Source organism: Neisseria elongata subsp. elongata (assembly GCF_900113545.1).
GTDB classification, from domain to species: domain Bacteria; phylum Pseudomonadota; class Gammaproteobacteria; order Burkholderiales; family Neisseriaceae; genus Neisseria; species Neisseria elongata.
This window is the reverse complement of the sequence record NZ_FOPS01000005.1, coordinates 100,854-117,810: the sequence shown is the minus strand read 5'-3', so window position 1 is coordinate 117,810 and position 16,957 is coordinate 100,854. Positions and strand designations below refer to the sequence as shown.

16 protein-coding genes are annotated in these 16,957 nt (G+C 53.9%); 8 read left to right on the top strand and 8 right to left on the bottom strand.

The annotated features are described in order from the left end of the window. Nucleotides 1-67 precede the first annotated feature (67 nt). The 8 genes from BM261_RS06505 to def form a co-directional block, all read right to left on the bottom strand. Nucleotides 68-1,366, bottom strand: coding sequence for a sigma-54-dependent transcriptional regulator (locus tag BM261_RS06505; protein WP_074896492.1), 1,299 nt, complete (start codon nt 1,364-1,366; stop codon nt 68-70). After that, nucleotides 1,356-3,491 (bottom strand): sensor histidine kinase, encoded by a 2,136-nt coding sequence (locus BM261_RS06500; RefSeq protein ID WP_074896490.1) that lies wholly within the window; start codon nt 3,489-3,491, stop codon nt 1,356-1,358. Before BM261_RS06500 ends, BM261_RS06505 begins: the two co-directional genes overlap by 11 nt. A 3-nt stretch (nt 3,492-3,494) precedes the next feature. Next, nucleotides 3,495-4,136 carry a DUF4390 domain-containing protein gene (locus BM261_RS06495; RefSeq protein ID WP_074896488.1) on the bottom strand — a complete coding sequence of 214 codons (642 nt, stop codon included), beginning with the start codon at nt 4,134-4,136 and terminating at the stop codon, nt 3,495-3,497. Next, entirely contained in the window at nt 4,099-5,361 is a 1,263-nt protein-coding gene (gene rsmB / locus BM261_RS06490) for a 16S rRNA (cytosine(967)-C(5))-methyltransferase RsmB (protein ID WP_074896487.1), read from the bottom strand. Before rsmB ends, BM261_RS06495 begins: the two co-directional genes overlap by 38 nt. 81 nt (nt 5,362-5,442) lie before the next feature. Beyond that, on the bottom strand, nt 5,443-6,081 hold the full coding sequence (locus tag BM261_RS06485) for a hypothetical protein (RefSeq protein WP_074896486.1): 639 nt from the start codon (nt 6,079-6,081) through the stop codon (nt 5,443-5,445). Further along, nucleotides 6,071-6,502: a DUF6884 domain-containing protein gene (locus tag BM261_RS06480; RefSeq protein WP_074896485.1), complete on the bottom strand. Its 432-nt coding sequence runs from the start codon at nt 6,500-6,502 to the stop codon at nt 6,071-6,073. The genes BM261_RS06485 and BM261_RS06480 overlap by 11 nt, the downstream gene beginning before the upstream one ends. Before the next feature lie 35 nt (nt 6,503-6,537). After that, nucleotides 6,538-7,464 carry a methionyl-tRNA formyltransferase gene (gene fmt / locus BM261_RS06475; protein WP_074896484.1) on the bottom strand — a complete coding sequence of 309 codons (927 nt, stop codon included), beginning with the start codon at nt 7,462-7,464 and terminating at the stop codon, nt 6,538-6,540. Nucleotides 7,465-7,598: 134 nt separating this feature from the next. Further along, nucleotides 7,599-8,102 carry a peptide deformylase gene (gene def / locus BM261_RS06470; RefSeq protein ID WP_074896483.1) on the bottom strand — a complete coding sequence of 168 codons (504 nt, stop codon included), beginning with the start codon at nt 8,100-8,102 and terminating at the stop codon, nt 7,599-7,601. Between the two features lie 172 nt (nt 8,103-8,274). Between def and BM261_RS06465 the strand changes: the two genes are divergently transcribed. From BM261_RS06465 to nuoG, 8 genes are all read left to right on the top strand, one after another. After that, nucleotides 8,275-9,543, top strand: coding sequence for a LysM peptidoglycan-binding domain-containing protein (locus tag BM261_RS06465; protein ID WP_074896482.1), 1,269 nt, complete (start codon nt 8,275-8,277; stop codon nt 9,541-9,543). A gap of 377 nt (nt 9,544-9,920) precedes the next feature. Beyond that, the gene (ndhC, locus tag BM261_RS06460) at nt 9,921-10,289 is read left to right on the top strand and encodes an NADH-quinone oxidoreductase subunit A (RefSeq protein ID WP_049248199.1); all 369 of its coding nucleotides are present in this window, start codon (nt 9,921-9,923) and stop codon (nt 10,287-10,289) included. Further along, on the top strand, nt 10,280-10,759 hold the full coding sequence (locus tag BM261_RS06455; protein ID WP_003771161.1) for a NuoB/complex I 20 kDa subunit family protein: 480 nt from the start codon (nt 10,280-10,282) through the stop codon (nt 10,757-10,759). Before ndhC ends, BM261_RS06455 begins: the two co-directional genes overlap by 10 nt. A gap of 9 nt (nt 10,760-10,768) precedes the next feature. Next, entirely contained in the window at nt 10,769-11,359 is a 591-nt protein-coding gene (locus BM261_RS06450; protein WP_074896481.1) for an NADH-quinone oxidoreductase subunit C, read from the top strand. Further along, the gene (gene nuoD / locus BM261_RS06445) at nt 11,349-12,605 is read left to right on the top strand and encodes an NADH dehydrogenase (quinone) subunit D (protein ID WP_074896479.1); all 1,257 of its coding nucleotides are present in this window, start codon (nt 11,349-11,351) and stop codon (nt 12,603-12,605) included. The genes BM261_RS06450 and nuoD overlap by 11 nt, the downstream gene beginning before the upstream one ends. Continuing rightward, a complete protein-coding gene (gene nuoE, locus BM261_RS06440) occupies nt 12,605-13,078 on the top strand; it encodes an NADH-quinone oxidoreductase subunit NuoE (RefSeq protein ID WP_074896478.1) in 474 nt (157 codons plus the stop codon). The genes nuoD and nuoE overlap by 1 nt, the downstream gene beginning before the upstream one ends. 186 nt (nt 13,079-13,264) lie before the next feature. Beyond that, complete coding sequence (gene nuoF, locus BM261_RS06435; RefSeq protein ID WP_074896477.1) at nt 13,265-14,560, top strand: NADH-quinone oxidoreductase subunit NuoF; 1,296 nt, start codon at nt 13,265-13,267, stop codon at nt 14,558-14,560. A 141-nt stretch (nt 14,561-14,701) separates the two neighbouring features. Next, the gene (gene nuoG / locus BM261_RS06430) at nt 14,702-16,957 is read left to right on the top strand and encodes an NADH-quinone oxidoreductase subunit NuoG (protein WP_074896475.1); all 2,256 of its coding nucleotides are present in this window, start codon (nt 14,702-14,704) and stop codon (nt 16,955-16,957) included.

The following is a 16,957-nucleotide window of genomic DNA, read 5'->3' as shown; positions in this document are numbered from 1 at the left end:
TATTTTGTAGGAAAGAAAGAGGCCGTCTGAAAAGTTTCAGACGGCCTCTTCGGTTGCCTAATGCGGATTAGGCATCCTTATCGGTTTCTTCGGTTTTATTCTGCCGACGGGAGAACTGGATGCCGAGTTGTTTCAGTTTGCGGTACAGGTGGGTGCGTTCCAAGCCGACTTTTTGTGCCACGCGGCTCATGTTTTGACCTTCCTGAGAGATGTGGTATTCGAAATAGCGGCGTTCCAGCTCTTCCCGCAGTTCGCGTAGGGGCAGGCTGAAATCGAAACCGCCGCCGATGTTGATTTCCGGTTTTTTTTCAGGTTTGTTCAGACCGAGCTCATTTGCGACGGCGACTTCGTCGATTTCCCCTTCGCCTGCCGACAGTGCCAGGGTTTTGACGACATTGTGCAGTTGGTCGAAGTTGCCCGGCCAGTCGTATCCGGTCAGGAGTTCCAGCGCGCCATCGCTGAAACGGGCGACGGGGATTTTCTGGGTTTCCGACAGTTCGGTGGCGATACGGTTAATCAGGAAGGCAATGTCGCCGGCCTGTTCGCGCAGCGGCGGAATCTGGAGCTTGAGGCCGGAGAGCAGGGCAAACAGTTTGGGGTCGTAGGCCGGATTTTGCAGCCATTCGTCCGAGGGGCTGCTGCAGGCACAGATAATCCGAACATTTTGTTTTTCGGCTTTGCCGAGCAGGAAGTGGATGCCTTGCTGGATGTTTTTGCTGTATTGCGAGATGTCGCCGAGGAAGAGGATGCCGCCGGCGGCTTTTTGCAGCAGTTCCATCGGCATATCGACGATGTATTCGGTTTTGGCCGGTTCGACCCAAGGGGTATTGTTTTTATGGAAATAGCGGGCAACGAGTTCGAACGGCGATCCGGCTTCGCCGCTGAGCAGGATGGGGTCGTTTTGTTTGACGGCGGCTTCGATGCGGAGGTTGAGTTCTTGAATGGCGGGGCTGTTGCCCAGTTTGTCCAGCGACAGCCCGGCCGCAGCCTGTTGTTCGCCGTATTCCAAAGCGCGTTCTACGGCACTCAGCAGTTTTTTCAGTGCGATTGGCTTTTCGAGGAAATCCATGGCGCCGATTTTGGTCGCCTCGACGGCGGTGTCTATACTGGCATGACCGCTCATCATGACGACGGGCATGGTCAGCTGGCCGTTTTTCGCCCATTCTTTCAGCAGGGTGATGCCGTCGCAGTCGGGCATCCAGATGTCGAGCAGTACCATGGCCGGACGGGTTTGGTTGCGCAGTTGGCGTGCTTCTTCGGCGTTTTCCGCCAAGCTGACGGTGTACCCTTCGTCTTGCAGGATGTCGGACAGCAGGTCGCGGATACCGATTTCGTCGTCTACGATTAGGATGTCGTTACTTCTCATAGTGCTCTTCTACCAATGCGGGTAATGTGATTTTAACGCTGGCACCGCCTTCTGCGGGATTACTCAGGGCGATGCGGCCGCCGTGTTCTTCTACAATTTTCTTCACTACGGGCAGGCCGAGGCCGGTGCCGGTGGGTTTGTCGGTTACATAGGGCTCGAAAGCGTTCGCCAGCATGTCTTTGCTGAAACTTTTGCCGTTGTTGGTGACGGTGAGAGTGATTTGGCCGTCTGCGTTGGCGGTGTGGATGTGCACTTGCGGCTGTGCCGCTTCTTCGGCGGCTTCGGCCGCATTTTTGAAGATGTTGTGCAGCACTTGCCGCATGGCGGTGGTGTCGGCATACATGACGGCGGGTATATTACTGAAAACGGCGTCAAATGTACACGCACCCGCTTCGTATAGCAGCAAAACTTCTTCGATAATTTTGTTGAGATCTTGTTTTTCAAGTTTCAGCGAGGGGGCGCGGGCGTAGTTGCGGAAGGCTTCCACCATTTCTTTCATGGCCGCCACTTGTTTGATGATGGTGCCAGTGGAGCGGGTCAGTATTTGCGCGTCCTGTTCGCCCAGTTTGTCTTGCAGTTTCCAAGCCAGCCGTTCGGCGGAGAGTTGGATGGGGGTGAGCGGGTTGCGGATTTCGTGTGCCAGCCGTTTCGCCACTTCCCCCCATGCGGCTTCTTTTTGCGCCCGCACGAGCAGTGTGATGTCGTCGAAAACGAGAACGGTGCCGCCGCCGTTGTCGGCCGGAAGGGGCGTGGCCTTGGCCAGCAGGATGCGTGCTTCGTCGCCGCCCGTGTAGGCCGTCTGAACGGGTTTGCCGGTGTGTTTGGTGGCGAGGATGGTTTGGAACAGTTCGGTTAACAGGAGGTATTGCGGCACGCTTTGCGGCCAGTCGTGCCAGTTGCTGCCCGACAGTTCGGACAGCGGCAGGCCGAGGATGTTTTCCGCGCTGCGGTTGAGGGTTTTCAGACGGCCTGCCTCGTCGAGTGTGATTACGCCGGCGGTCAGGCTTTCCAATACGGTTTCGAGATAGTGGCGTGCCGCTTCCTGCCGGATGCGGTTGAGTTCTTCGGCTTCGCGGGCGATGGCCAGTTGTTCGGTCATGTGGTTGAACAGGCGGGTCAGTTGGCCGAGTTCGTCGTTGCGGTAAACCGGTCGGGGCTGGGAAAAATCGCCTTGTGCGACGGCTTTTGCACCTTCGGCAAGCGAAAGGATGGGTTCGATGAAGCGGCGGGCAAAGTAGAGGGCGATGACCAGCGCGAGCATGATGGAGAGCAGGGCGGCGGCCAGCAGGGTAATCAGGAAGAAGGTTTGCAGGCCTTGTTTGGCGTAGGTGAGTTCGGCGTATTTGCTGCGCGCGGTTTCAATCAGTTCGGCATCCCGAGCGACGTTGTCGGGAATAGGCCGTCTGAAAAACAGAGCTTTCCCCTTTTCTTGCGCCGCGGGCAGGGCCAGCCAGCCTTGGGCGTACAGTTTGCCGTTGATGTTGGTGACGCTGCGGGATGAGCCGTGCTGTTGCAGTTCTTCCGCCACTTCTTTTTCGGCGGGCGGCGGGGGAAGGGCGGCCGGGTTGCTGATGAGTTCGGTCGTGCCGTCGGCAGGGTTGTAGAGGCCGACCTGGCTGAAGCGGGCGGTTTCGCCGCTGAGGCGTAGGGCTTCCGCCGCCGTGCCGCCCATAGAGGTTCGGCTGATGATTTCGACTTGTAAGGCGGCAGCCTGCTCGACGGTGTTGTCGAGGGTGTTGTCGAGTGCCGATTTGCTCAGCGTCAGGCTGCTTTCGAGTGCTTGCGCGGTGTCGTTGCCGAACCATGAATTGATGCTGTACGAGATGAATTGCGCGGAGACGCCGAACAGGAACAATCCGGGCAGGACGGCAATCAGGGTGAACATCAGGGCCAGGCGGCGGGTGAGGCGGGAGCCCAACATGTTGTGGCGGTTGTGCCGCAGCAGTAGCCAGCCGTAGCGGAGCAGCATGGCGAGCAGGATGGTGACAATCAGGCCGCCTGCGGCAATCAGCCACCAGAAATATTCGGACAACGGGCTGCCGCTGTTGGTGGCGAGGGTGAGGCTGTAAACCAGTGCGGCAGCGAGTGCGACGAGGAATATCAGGTAGGAGTATCGGCGGCGCATGGTTTAACCTTTGCTGACCGCCAGCGGTTTCCAGCCGGAGTCGAGTTGCCAGTTTTTCGCCGTCAGGGCGTTGATTTGGAAGGGTTTGGGCAGTTGGTTGGTGCTGAGGCTGAGGCGGACTTCGGCTTTGATTTCGCGCCAGTCGGTGTCGTCCAGCGTGCCTTTGGGCAGGACGCGCCAGTTGGCGATGGCGCCGATGCCGCGAAGGGCGGTTTCGAGGCTGCCGTATTCGGTGGAGAAGGTGCCGACGGTGATGCGGTAGCGGTTGGTCAGCGGGTGGAAGGAGAGCTTGTAGGTAACGCTGTTGTCGCTGCCGACGAGTTGGCCGAGTTTGAATTTGTAGGCGGCCATGGTGGGGGCGGACAGTTGGTAGTTCAGGGTGAAGTAGAGCGGCACGCCCTGTTTCAATGCCTGCTTCAACGGGTCGGGCAGTTCGGTGTGGAAACGGCTGCTGATGTCGAGGCGGCCGTCTGCGGTTACGGTTGCGGTTTGGCGGGTGATGGAAATGTTTTCCGCCGCCGCTTCAGACGGCCTCAGCAGTATCACGGCAAACAGCAGGACGGCCGTCGCCGCACGGGCGGCGCGGACGATGCGGCCGTATGCGGGTTTACGGCTGTTTGCGGATGAGTGCGTAGTAAAAGCCATCTTGGGTATGTTTGGGTAACAGTGTCAGCGATTCTGTGCAGGCGGCATCGGGATGGCGGCGCAGGAAGCGTTGCAGTTGGCCGTCGTTTTCTTCATGGAACAAGGAGCAGGTGGCCAGAAGCATCCTGCCGCCGGGTTTCAGTACCGACCACAGGTTGTCGAGCATGGTTTCCTGTTGGCGGGCGGTTTTGCCGCCGTCGGCAGGCCGGCGCAGCCATTTGATGTCGGGGTTGCGTTTGGTTACGCCGGAGGCGGTGCACGGCACGTCGGCCAGGACGGCGTCAAACGGGTTGCCATCATACCATGAAGACAGGTCGGCTGCGTCGGCGCGGTGCAGGGAGGCCGTCTGAAAGCCTAAGCGTGACAGGTTGTCTGCCACTCTTTTCAGACGGCCTTCGTCTATGTCCAGCGCGGTCAGGCTGCAGTTTGCCAGTTCGAGGATGTGGCCGGATTTGCCGCCCGGTGCGGCACAGGCGTCCAGAATCCGTTCGCCGTCTGCCGGTTTTAAAATATATGCCGCCTGCTGCGCGCCGAAGTCTTGTATGGATACGAGGCCGTCTGAAAAGCCGGGCAGGCGGCTTACCGGCACGGCTTCGTCCAGTATCACGGCATATTCGTCCAAAGCTTTGCCTGCGATGCCTTCGGCGGCCAGTTTTTCCAAATAACCTTCGGCATTGCCGTGGCGGCGGTTGATGCGCAGGGTCAGCGGCGGGTGGCCGTTGGCGGCGGTAACGATGTTGTGCCAGTGTTTCGGGTAGGCTTGGCGCATATAGTCGAGCCACCAGCCGGGAAAGTTGTATTTGGCGGTGTCGTCGCGGCGGCATTGCGCGTTCAATTGTTCTTTTTCGCGTAGGAAGCGGCGCAGAATTGCGTTGGCAAACGAACGGTACTGCCCGCGCCCGATTTTTGCGATGTTTTCTACTGCTTCGTTGACCACCGCATGAGGCGCGTTGCGCGTGTGGTTGAGCTGGTAGAGCGCGGCCAGCAGCAGGCTTTCGAGTTGCGGATTGCCAATCGGCTTTTTCAGCATCTGCGCGAGCATATATTTCAAACTGCCTAAGTAACGCTGGCAGCCGTAGGCGATGTCTTGCAGCGCGCCGAGTTCCTGTACCGTCAGTTCGGGGTGGGCTGCGCGGATGGCGGCCAATACGTCTTGCAGGTTGCGGCCTTTGGCAACGGCGGTAATGCTTTCGGCGGCGAGTTGTTGGGCGAGGGACATGCTCATATTTTTGTACTTTCTTGTTGCTATTGTTTTTTCAGTTTCAGACGGCATTTTAATTGTCAAATACCGTCTGAAGTAGATGATTTATTTGATTAAATCATCTACTTCTTCATCAGTTAACTCTTTTCCACCTAAATTTTGTACTACCCACATTCCACGTTTAACAATATTAGCGTTTGTTGCAAATTTACCTAGCCAGCCCTCAGACGACATCACAGCTCCATTTACTAATATGTTTGCCTTTGCCAACGTTGCAATAATCCTGCTCTTCCATAATGACCGCTCTTGTGCTGTTTCAAATGGAATGATAGCGAACGTAAGATTCTTCTGAACATAATAACTTACCACCTGTTCGATTATGTCTAATCCGACATAATCCAACTTACCATTCCAATACTCGTAACTTTCACGAGGCGTTAAGTCACGGTCCCACTGTTCTAGTAGTTCTTGTTGGTTATTTCGATTTAATATTGCCCGACCTATATGTTTACGTAAGATGCTTCGATCTTTATTGTGCCTTATATGTTCAGCTAAACGCTTTACTAGACCATTTTGTCTGTTATGTGTACCAACTAGAACCACTCTGTCCATATCGGCAAATTTCTCCCCCTTCTCAAACAAAATATAGATTCCGTTTAACTCCTTAATCGTATCAAGCTCATTAAAGCTATATCGTTTTAATGAGTTAAAATACTGATGTAAGATGAAACTGTTATTTCTCATTTTGTTTTGCCAATTCCTTAGTCAACCACTGAAGCTGCATGCCTATTTTTAGACCCTGCATTGGGATACTGTAATTTTTTAGAAATGGTATGAGAAATTGTCGGTATCTTTCTCCTGCTAAGAAAACAAACTCATCTTTTTCAATATCTGCATTCTCCCGCAAAGATTTCAATACCTCTTCTGCCCATGCCTTTCTTTTGGCTACAGCCATATCATTCAAAGTTAAATTATAAGGTTCTATCTCATCACTCAAATTTAACAAACCATGTAATGCCGACAAAATAAAAATCTTATCTGCACGGATTACTTCTTTTGCGTATTGCAATTCTTTTTTGAACAGGCTGCTTTGATAGAGTAATTCAGCCTTTTGTTTTTTATCTGACTTCTTACTGACACAAGCGATTAAAACTATTTTTTTCATGACGTTTCTTTCTTCCCTTTGAATAATAGATTCAGTTACAAAACCGTTCCGACTTCAATCGTCCGACCTGCCGCAAATGCCTGTATGCTCATGCGTTTGCTGTCGGAAGGCTGCAATTCGGTAATGTTCAGCGCATTTTCACCGCACGCCACCAGCAGGCCGTCTGAAGTGCAAGACAATACTTCACCTGCCTTACCCTGTTTGGACACCACTTCGGCACGCCAGATTTTCATCGGTTTGCTTTGATATTCCACCCACGCAGCGGGAACGGGGTTGAAGGCACGGATTTTACGTTCGATGACTGTCGCGCTTTCGTTCCAATCGATACGCGCTTCTTCTTTGCTTAATTTTTGCGCATAAGTAACGCCCTCTTCGGGCTGTTTGACGCTTTTCAGACGGCCTTCTGTTTTTAATTGTTGCAAATCAGCAACAATTGCCGCCGCCCCCAGATTCATCAGCGCGTCGTGTACTTCGTTTGCCGTATCGGTCGGCTGAATGGCGTAACGGTGTTCGCTGACCACATCGCCGGTGTCCAAACCGATGTCCATCTGCATGATGCACACGCCCGTTTCGGCATCGCCCGCTTCAATCGCGCGCTGAATCGGTGCCGCACCGCGCCAACGGGGCAGCAGCGAGGCGTGAATATTGAGGCAGCCGTGTTTCGGCGTATCTAGCACGTCTTGCGGCAGAATCAGTCCGTAGGCGGCAACGACCATTACGTCTGCCTCGACCTCTTTGAGCATTTGCAAGGCTTCGGTGTTGTTGCGCAGTTTTTCAGGCTGCGCCACGCGCAAACCCAATTCCAATGCGGCCTGCTTCACGGGAGACGGGGCAAGCTGCATCCCACGCCCTTTGGGACGGTCGGGCTGGGTCAATACCAGCGGGATTTCAAAACCGGCGGCGGCTATGGCTTTTAAGGCGGCAGCGGCAAAATCAGGCGTACCGGCGAAGATGACTTTCATGGTTATACTTTCGGAGGCGTTTTCAGACGGCCTGTTGTCTGATGGCAGTAAAAGGCCGCCTGAAAGATTGGGTTTTGAAGGGTGCGGGGGTATTGGAAACCGTTTTTCAGACGGCCTCCACGGTTGCAGCAGGGCTACATGTTGTGTTTTTGCCGCTTTTTCAGTTTGGTTTTGATGCGCCCCTGTTTCAGTTGCGATAAATGTTCGACGAAAACGATGCCCATCAGGTGATCCAATTCGTGTTGGATGCAGATGGCCAATAGCCCGTCCGCTTCCAGAGTGAATTTTTCGCCTTTTTCATCAAGGGCTTCTACCGTAACGGTTTCCGCACGGGTAACGGTGTCGTAAATTCCCGGTACGGACAGGCAGCCTTCTTCATAAGTGGTTTCGCCGTTTTTATGGGTAATCACCGGGTTGATAAATACGCGGGGTTGGTTTTTTTCTTCACTCAAATCCATAACGACCACGCGCTCGTGCACATCCACCTGTGTGGCGGCCAGACCGATGCCGCGTGCTTCGTACATGGTCTCAAACATGTCTGCAATCAATGTCTTAATTCGTTCGTCAATTTTTTCGACAGGCTTGGCAACCGTGTGCAGGCGATCATCGGGGTATTGCAAAATATTCAGTAAAGCCATTTCTTTCTCTCTAAGATTGTGCGGGGAATATGCGAATCAGGTTTTAATACTATGAGGTTTGCTGTAAATAGTAGTAAAATATCGCGATAAATTGACAAGACGGGCAATGTCCCGAATTGTTGTGTGTAAATTTTTAATGATGACTGAGTGAGTCAATTTCAAGGGGAGTGTCATGCAAAAACGTATTATAACCCTGCTTTGTGCGGCCGGTTTGGCTATTTCCGCCCCGGCGTTTTCTGCCGCTCTGAAGGTTCGGCCGGATGCGCCTACGCGTTATGTGGTTAAGCAAGGCGATACATTGTGGGGTATTTCAGGCAAATATCTCTATCGGCCTTGGCAGTGGAGTCGTTTGTGGGGCGCAAACCGCAGCAAAATCCGCAATCCCGACCGTATTTATCCCGGTCAGGTATTGGTTTTGCGCTATGTAAACGGTCGTCCGCGCTTGTCAGTCGAGCGTGGTGCCGGCGGTGACATCCCATTGGTAAAATTGTCGCCGCGTGTGCGCGAAGTCAGTTCTGGCTATGGCATTCAGGCCATCAATGTAAACTTCTATCGGATGTTTATGCAGCATCCGCAAGTTATCGACCAAATGCAGACGCAACATGCACCACGGTTGGTTGAAGGGCCTGATAATCGGTTGATTTATTCAAAAGGTGATCGTGTTTATGCTTACGAAATTACCGAACCTGGTCGTTATTTAGTTTATAGGGCAAGAAAAGATATTACGGATCCGGAAACAAAAAAATATTTGGGTCAGGAAGTAGTGTTTAGCGGTATTGTGGCTACTTTGCCGAGCACGAATAGTGCGCTTGATTCCAGAAGCAGGGAAGATGCGGAAGCATTGCCGAATAAAGAATACTACACACGTCTGCATCCGATGCTGAAGGTGCCGACTCAGACTGCGCAGCCTATGGTTGTGGAAGAAGTGGTTTCCGAAATTCGTAAAGGCGATTACCTGTTGAAGTTAGAAGATGGTGGAGACAGCTTTAATATGATGCCGCATGCGCCTAGCCAGCATATTGATGCAAAAGTGGTTTCCATTTTTGACGGCATCAGTGAAGCGGGCCAATTCCAAACCATCACTTTAAATAAAGGTAGTGCGCATGGTCTGGAAAAAGGTACGGTTTTAAGTCTTTACAAACGTAGTCGCCAAGTCAAAATGGATATGCCAAAAGGTAAAGATGGAAGCAGAAGCGTTGTGAAGTATCTTTCTATTCCTGCTGAAGAAGCCGGTTTGGCAATGGTTTACCGTGTTAGTCAAAATCTTGCCTCTGCTATTATTCTGGAAAGCAAAACCAATATCAGCATCGGTGATACTGCTTCAGAGCCGGGACAAGATTTAGATAATATGTTGGATGATGGCCGTCATGAACCCAATGTGCCTCAAGATCCGCACGATGATGAACACAATACAATAAATATTTTGAGCAACATCCATTAATCATTTGTTGATCGATACTGTTTAAGATACAAGCCGCCTGAAACATAGGCGGCTTTAATTTTGTAGGGATGGGTTAATTTTGATTAGTATGGTTTACTTTAACTGCTATTTATTCTTGGGTTGCTTTTGAGGAGTCTTTCTAATTAAAGCCAAGAGGTGAAGCGATTAGTGTCAGGCATTTAATCAAATAAAAGCCGTAATTTCTTACAGGCAAACAAACATATATGCAAATAATAATAACGATTATCATTTAATTATTGAAATTATTGAATTTTTTCTTCGAATTTTGACTATACGCCCTTTAAATTACAGTCTGACTTGGCTAAAATAGCCTCCGTAAAATTTCGTTATCTGCTAATGATTCGAGTGCGACCACTATGTTGGCAAATTACCTTCCTGTTTTAATATTCTTAATAGTCGGCTTGTTGGCGGGCATTCTGTTTATTCTGTTGGGCACTGTTCTGGGGCCTAAACGCCACTATGCCGAAAAAGACCAGCCGTTCGAGTGCGGCTTCGAGGCGTTTGAAAACGCGCGCATGAAGTTTGACGTGCGTTATTACTTGGTGGCGATTTTGTTCATCCTGTTTGATTTGGAAGTGGCGTTTATGATTCCGTGGGCAGTGGTGTTCAAAGATTTGCTGGCTCAGTCGGGGCAGTTTGCCTTCTGGTCGATGTTTGTCTTCATCGTCGTGCTCGGTGTGGGTTTTGTATACGAGTGGAAAAAAGGAGCGCTGGAATGGGAGTAGAAGGCATTCTGAACAAAGGGTTCATTACCGCCAGCGCGGATACCGTGCTCAACTATGTGCGTACCGGATCGTTGTGGCCGGTAACTTTCGGTTTGGCTTGTTGCGCAGTAGAGATGATGCATGCCGGTATGGCGCGTTACGACCTCGACCGCTTCGGTATCATTTTCCGTCCGTCGCCACGCCAATCCGACTTGATGATTGTGGCCGGTACGCTGACCAATAAAATGGCACCCGCCCTGCGTCGCGTGTACGACCAGATGGCCGAGCCTCGTTGGGTGTTGTCGATGGGTTCGTGCGCCAACGGCGGCGGTTATTATCATTATTCCTATTCCGTGGTGCGCGGTTGCGATCGTGTGGTACCGGTAGACGTGTATGTGCCCGGCTGCCCGCCGACTGCCGAAGCCTTGATTTACGGCCTGATTCAGCTTCAGGGCAAAATCAAGCGCACTTACACCATTGCCCGCAACTAGGAGCGCACCATGCACCCGAAAGATTTATACAGCGCGGCACAGCGCATCTTGGAAGGCAAGGCGGATAAAGTGCTGTTGGCTTTGGATGAAGTAACTGTCGAATGCCGTCCTGAATACTATCTCGATATTATGCAAACCCTGCGCGACCACGAAGAAATGCACTTTGAGCTCTTGGTGGATTTGTGCGGTGTCGATTACAGCACCTATAAAAACGAACCTTGGTCCGGTAAACGCTTTGCCGTGGTCAGCCAGCTGTTATCTGTGAAGAATAATCAGCGCATCCGCGTGCGCGTGTGGGGGGAAAACGACGATTTCCCGTTGGTTCAATCCGTTATCAATATTTACAATAGTGCCGACTGGTACGAACGCGAAGCTTTCGATATGTACGGCATCGTTTTCGAAAACCACCCCGACCTGCGCCGCATCCTTACCGACTACGGCTTTGTCGGCCACCCCTTCCGCAAAGATTTCCCTATTTCCGGCTATGTTGAAATGCGTTATGACGAAACTGAAAAACGCGTTATCTATCAGCCTGTAACCATCGAGCCGCGCGAAATTACCCCGCGCGTCGTCCGCGAGGAGAACTACGGTGGCCACTAAACTCAGAAACTACACCATCAACTTCGGCCCGCAGCACCCTGCCGCCCACGGCGTATTGCGCATGATTTTGGAGCTGGAAGGCGAAACCATCGTCCGCGCCGACCCGCACATCGGCCTGCTGCACCGTGGCACCGAAAAACTGGCCGAAACACGCACCTACCTACAAGCCCTGCCGTATATGGATAGGCTGGACTACGTTTCCATGATGGTAAACGAACAGGCCTACTGTCTCGCTATCGAAAAACTGCTCGGCATCGACATCCCCATTCGTGCCAAATACATCCGCACTATGTTTGCGGAAGTAACCCGCATCCTCAACCATCTGATGGGCATCGGTTCGCACGCCCTCGACATCGGCGCGATGACCGCCATCCTATATGCCTTCCGCGATCGTGAAGAGCTGATGGATTTGTATGAGGCCGTTTCCGGTGCCCGCATGCACGCTGCCTACTATCGCCCCGGCGGCGTATATCGCGACCTGCCCGACTTCATGCCCAAATATGAAGCCAGCAAATTCCGCAATGCCAAAGTGTTGAAAGAGCTCAACGAAGCACGCGAAGGCACCATGCTCGACTTCATTGAAGCCTTCTGTAAACGATTCCCCGGCCGCATCGACACCCTCGAAACCCTGCTGACTGATAACCGCATCTGGAAACAGCGTACTGTCGGTATCGGCGTGGTTTCCCCCGAGCGCGCCCTGCAAAAAGGCTTCACCGGCGTGATGCTGCGCGGTTCGGGCATTGAATGGGACGTGCGTAAAAAAGAACCTTACGAAGTCTACGATAAAATGGATTTCGACATTCCCGTCGGCGTGAACGGCGACTGCTACGACCGCTACCTCTGCCGCATCAACGAAATGCGTCAGTCCGTGCGTATTATCCAGCAGTGTGTTGATTGGCTGCGTGTTAATCCCGGCCCCGTCATCGTGGATGACCACAAAGTCGCACCGCCCAAACGCACCGAAATGAAAACAGGTATGGAAGACCTGATTCACCATTTCAAATTGTTTACTGAAGGCATACACGTGCCCGAAGGCGAAACCTACACCGCCGTGGAACACCCTAAAGGCGAATTCGGCGTTTACATTATTTCAGACGGCGCCAACAAACCCTACCGCCTGAAAATCCGTGCTCCCGGCTTCGCCCACCTGCAAGGCATGGACGAAATGGCCAAAGGCCACATGCTCGCCGACGTCGTTGCCATCATCGGCACGCAAGACATCGTATTCGGAGAGGTAGACCGCTAATGTTATCCGCAGAATCCTTGAAACAAATCGATACCGAATTGGCCAAATACCCGGCTGATCGCCACCGCTCCGCCATTATGGGTGCGCTGCGTATTGCGCAAACCGAAAAAGGCTGGCTCACCCCCGAAACCATCGAATTTGTTGCCGACTACATCGGTATCCCTCCCGTGCAGGCCTATGAAGTTGCTACCTTTTACAATATGTACGACCTCAAGCCTGTCGGTAAATACAAACTTACCGTTTGCACCAACCTCCCTTGCGCCCTGCGCGGCGGTGTGGATGCCGGCGAATATCTAAAGAAAAAGCTCGGCATCGGCTACGGCGAAACCACGCCCGACGGCAAATTCACTTTGGTTGAAGGCGAGTGCATGGGTGCATGCGGCGATGCCCCCGTGATGCTGCTGAACAACCACAAAATGTGCAGCTTCATGACTGAAGAAGCGATTGAAGCCAAACTCGCCGAATTGGGTTAGAGGCTACCTGAAACCGCAAAGGCCGTCTGAAAAACCAACGCAGGCCGCCCTGAAATCGAACAGAAAGAAAACAGAAAACCCCTTTTCAGACGGCCTAACAGGCTACCTGAAAAACACCGCAATATTGACAGGCCGTCTGAAACCGACAAGGCCGCAGCAGAAACCGAAACACATAGGCACACCAAAATGGCTATTTACCAATCAGGCGTGATTTTTGATCAAGTGGATACCGCCAATCCCGATTGCTGGACGCTGGACGAATACGTCAAACGCGGCGGCTACACCGCCCTGCGTAAAATTTTGGCCGAAAAAACGCCGCAAGACGACGTGATTGCCGAAGTCAAAACTTCCGGCCTGCGCGGGCGCGGCGGTGCCGGCTTCCCGTCCGGCCTGAAATGGAGCTTCATGCCCCGTTCCTTCCCCGGTGAAAAATACATCGTCTGCAACACCGACGAAGGCGAACCCGGCACCTTCAAAGACCGCGACATCATCCGTTTCAATCCGCATGCCCTGATTGAGGGCATGATTATCGGCGGCTATGCCATGGGCGCGTGTGCCGGTTATAACTATATTCACGGCGAAATTTTCGAAGGCTACCAACGCTTTGAGGCCGCCTTGGCCGAAGCCCGGGAAGCAGGCTTCCTTGGTAAAAATATCCTGGGCAGCGGCTTCGATTTCGAACTCTTTGCCCACCATGGCTACGGCGCATACATCTGCGGCGAAGAAACCGCGCTGCTCGAATCGCTCGAGGGTAAAAAAGGCCAGCCGCGCTTCAAGCCTCCGTTCCCGGCCTCGTTCGGTTTGTTCGGCAAACCTACCACCATCAACAACACCGAAACTTTCGCCTCCGTCCCGTTTATCATCCGCGACGGCGGCCAAACCTTTGCCGATAAAGGCATTCCCAATGCAGGCGGCACCAAACTCTTTTCCGTATCCGGCCACGTTGAACGTCCGGGTAACTACGAAGTGCCGCTCGGCACACCCTTTGCCGACCTTTTGTCCATGGCAGGCGGCGTGCGCGGCGGTAAAAAGCTCAAAGCCGTCATCCCTGGCGGCTCGTCCTCCCCCGTGATTCCCGGCGACATGATGATGACCCTCACCATGGACTACGACGCCATCGCCAAAGCCGGTTCCATGCTCGGTTCCGGCGCGGTTATCGTGATGGATGAGGACGTGTGCATGGTTAAGGCCTTGGAAAGATTGAGCTACTTCTACTTCGAAGAATCTTGCGGCCAATGTACTCCCTGCCGCGAAGGTACCGGCTGGCTCTACCGCATCGTCCACCGCATCGTAAACGGCCAAGGCCGCATGGAAGACCTCGAACTTTTAGAGAGCATCGGCAACAACATGGCCGGCCGCACCATCTGCGCCCTTGCCGACGCCGCCGTTTTCCCCGTGCGCGGCTTCATGAAGCACTACCGCGACGAATTCGTCCACTACATCGAACACGGCAAACCGATGAAAGAGCACAAGTGGTGCTAGCTGCCGGAATAATTGGGCTACCTGAAAGTAAAAAGGCCGTCTGAAAACAGGCTGCCTGAAAAACAGCCCGCAGGCCGCCGCCTTTTTTCAGACGGCCTCACAACTAAAAATTTTAAATACCCGTAACGTAGGAAATACACCATGTTACAAATCAGCATTGACGGTAAGGAAGTATCGGTAGAGCAGGGCGCGACCGTGATTGAAGCGGCGCAGAAGCTCGGCACCTACATCCCCCACTTCTGTTACCACAAAAAACTTTCCATCGCCGCCAGCTGCCGCATGTGCTTGGTGGAAGTGGAAAAAGCGCCCAAGCCGCTTCCTGCCTGCGCCACGCCGGTAACCGACGGCATGGTGGTGCACACCCATTCCAAAATGGCCAAACAAGCGCAGGAAGGCGTGATGGAATTCCTGCTCATCAACCACCCGCTCGATTGCCCCGTGTGCGACAAGGGCGGCGAATGCCAGCTGCAAGATTTGGCCGTCGGCTACGGCAAATCCACCACCCGCTATACCGAAGCCAAACGCGCCGTGGTGGCCAAAGACATGGGCCCGCTGATTTCCACCCGGGAAATGAGCCGCTGCATCCACTGCTCCCGCTGCGTGCGTTTCACCGAAGAAATCGCCGGCAATCAGGAAATCGGCATCGCCAACCGCGGCGAGCATTCCGAAATCCTCACCTTCATCGGCCGCGCTGTGGAAACCGAACTTTCCGGCAACGTTATCGATCTGTGCCCCGTAGGCGCGCTCACCAGCAAACCCTTCCGCTTCAACGCCCGCTCCTGGGAATTGAACCGCCGCAAATCCGTGTCCGCCCATGACGCATTGGGCAGCAACCTGATTGTGCAAACCAAAGAACACACCGTGCGCCGCGTGTTGCCGCTGGAAAACGAAGCCATCAACGAATGCTGGCTGTCCGACCGTGACCGCTTCGCCTACGAAGGCCTGAACCACGAAAGCCGTCTGAAAAACCCGAAAATCAAACAAGGCGGCGAATGGATCGATGTGGACTGGCAAACCGCGCTCGAATACGTGCGCAACGGTATCGAATGCATCGCCAAAGACGGCAACCAAGAGCAAATCGGCTTTTGGGCCAACCCCATGAACACGCTGGAAGAACTCTATCTGGCGAAAAAACTGGCCAACGGCATCGGCAGCCGCCACTTCGCCACCCGCCTGCGCGAACAAGACGGCCGTCTGAAAGGCACGTTGGCAGGCGCGCAATGGCTGGGCTGCAATATCGCCGACCTTTCCGATGCTGAAGCCGTGCTGGTGGTGGGTGCGAACCTGCGCCAAGAGCAGCCGCTGCTCACCGCCCGCCTGCGTGTATCCGCCAACCAAGGCAGCAAAATCAGCGTGGTGGCCGCGCGTAAAGAACAACTGCATATGCCCTTGGCCGCACAGGAAACCCTGCATCCGAACCAATGGGCAGGCTACCTGAAAAATCTCGCCGCCGATGCCGCCAACCCGATTCACACCGGTTTGAAAGACGCGGAAAAAGCCGCCGTCCTGCTCGGTGTGGAAGCGCAAAACCACCCCGACTACACCGCGATTTACGCCGCCGCCCAAAGGCTGGCCGAACAAACCGGCGCGTCATTCGGCATCCTGCCGCAGGCTGCCAACAGCGTGGGTGCGGATTTGCTGAACACCGACAGCGGCAGCATTGCCGAAATGATTACCGCGCCGAAACAGGCCGTGCTGTTGCTCAACGTTGAGCCGGAAGCCGACGTGGCTGGCGGAGTCGCCGCCGTGGCCGCGCTGAAACAGGCCAAGAGCGTGATGGCGTTCACCCCGTTCGTCAGCGATACCTTGCTTGACGTGTGCGACGTGCTGCTGCCGATTGCCCCGTTCACCGAAACTTCCGGTAGCTTCGTCAATATGGAAGGCCGTCTGCAATCCTTCCACGGCGTAGTAAAAGGCCTGGGCGAAAGCCGCCCGCTGTGGAAAATCCTGCGCGTGCTGGGCAATTTGCTGGAGCTGGAAGGTTTCGAATACGACAGCAGCGAGCAAATCCTGCACGATGCGCTGGATGCCCAAAGGCTACCTGAAAAACTGAACAACCGCAGTAGCTGGCAGGGCGAAGCCGCACCCGCCGCCGCAGGTCTGATCCGCACCGGCGGCGTGGGCATCTACCACACCGACGCCATCGTGCGCCGCGCCGAAGCCCTGCAGCAAACCTCGCACGCCCAAGTGCCGCCTGCCCGCGTCCACCCTGATACGCTGGCCGCGCTCGGTTTGGCTGACGGCGCAACTGCCGAAGCCGTGCAGAACGGCAGCCGCGTGCGCGTAACCGTAATGGCCGACAACACTTTGCCGCCCAATATCGTCCACCTGCCGCAGCATCCGGCCAACGCCGCGCTGGGCGGGCTGATGAACGCGATTGAACTGGAAGGAGTCTGA

What these genes read in the sequence shown, in the direction of transcription:
- ndhC (WP_049248199.1), top strand. Translation starts at nt 9,921, where the DNA reads ATGTTGGCAAATTACCTTCCTGTTTTAATATTCTTAATAGTCGGCTTG.
- rsmB (WP_074896487.1), bottom strand. Translation starts at nt 5,361, where the DNA reads ATGAGCATGTCCCTCGCCCAACAACTCGCCGCCGAAAGCATTACCGCC.
- BM261_RS06485 (WP_074896486.1), bottom strand. Translation starts at nt 6,081, where the DNA reads ATGAGAAATAACAGTTTCATCTTACATCAGTATTTTAACTCATTAAAA.
- BM261_RS06450 (WP_074896481.1), top strand. Translation starts at nt 10,769, where the DNA reads ATGCACCCGAAAGATTTATACAGCGCGGCACAGCGCATCTTGGAAGGC.
- def (WP_074896483.1), bottom strand. Translation starts at nt 8,102, where the DNA reads ATGGCTTTACTGAATATTTTGCAATACCCCGATGATCGCCTGCACACG.
- nuoG (WP_074896475.1), top strand. Translation starts at nt 14,702, where the DNA reads ATGTTACAAATCAGCATTGACGGTAAGGAAGTATCGGTAGAGCAGGGC.
- BM261_RS06500 (WP_074896490.1), bottom strand. Translation starts at nt 3,491, where the DNA reads ATGCGCCGCCGATACTCCTACCTGATATTCCTCGTCGCACTCGCTGCC.
- nuoE (WP_074896478.1), top strand. Translation starts at nt 12,605, where the DNA reads ATGTTATCCGCAGAATCCTTGAAACAAATCGATACCGAATTGGCCAAA.
- BM261_RS06480 (WP_074896485.1), bottom strand. Translation starts at nt 6,502, where the DNA reads ATGAAAAAAATAGTTTTAATCGCTTGTGTCAGTAAGAAGTCAGATAAA.
- BM261_RS06505 (WP_074896492.1), bottom strand. Translation starts at nt 1,366, where the DNA reads ATGAGAAGTAACGACATCCTAATCGTAGACGACGAAATCGGTATCCGC.
- BM261_RS06495 (WP_074896488.1), bottom strand. Translation starts at nt 4,136, where the DNA reads ATGGCTTTTACTACGCACTCATCCGCAAACAGCCGTAAACCCGCATAC.
- BM261_RS06465 (WP_074896482.1), top strand. Translation starts at nt 8,275, where the DNA reads ATGCAAAAACGTATTATAACCCTGCTTTGTGCGGCCGGTTTGGCTATT.
- fmt (WP_074896484.1), bottom strand. Translation starts at nt 7,464, where the DNA reads ATGAAAGTCATCTTCGCCGGTACGCCTGATTTTGCCGCTGCCGCCTTA.
- nuoF (WP_074896477.1), top strand. Translation starts at nt 13,265, where the DNA reads ATGGCTATTTACCAATCAGGCGTGATTTTTGATCAAGTGGATACCGCC.
- BM261_RS06455 (WP_003771161.1), top strand. Translation starts at nt 10,280, where the DNA reads ATGGGAGTAGAAGGCATTCTGAACAAAGGGTTCATTACCGCCAGCGCG.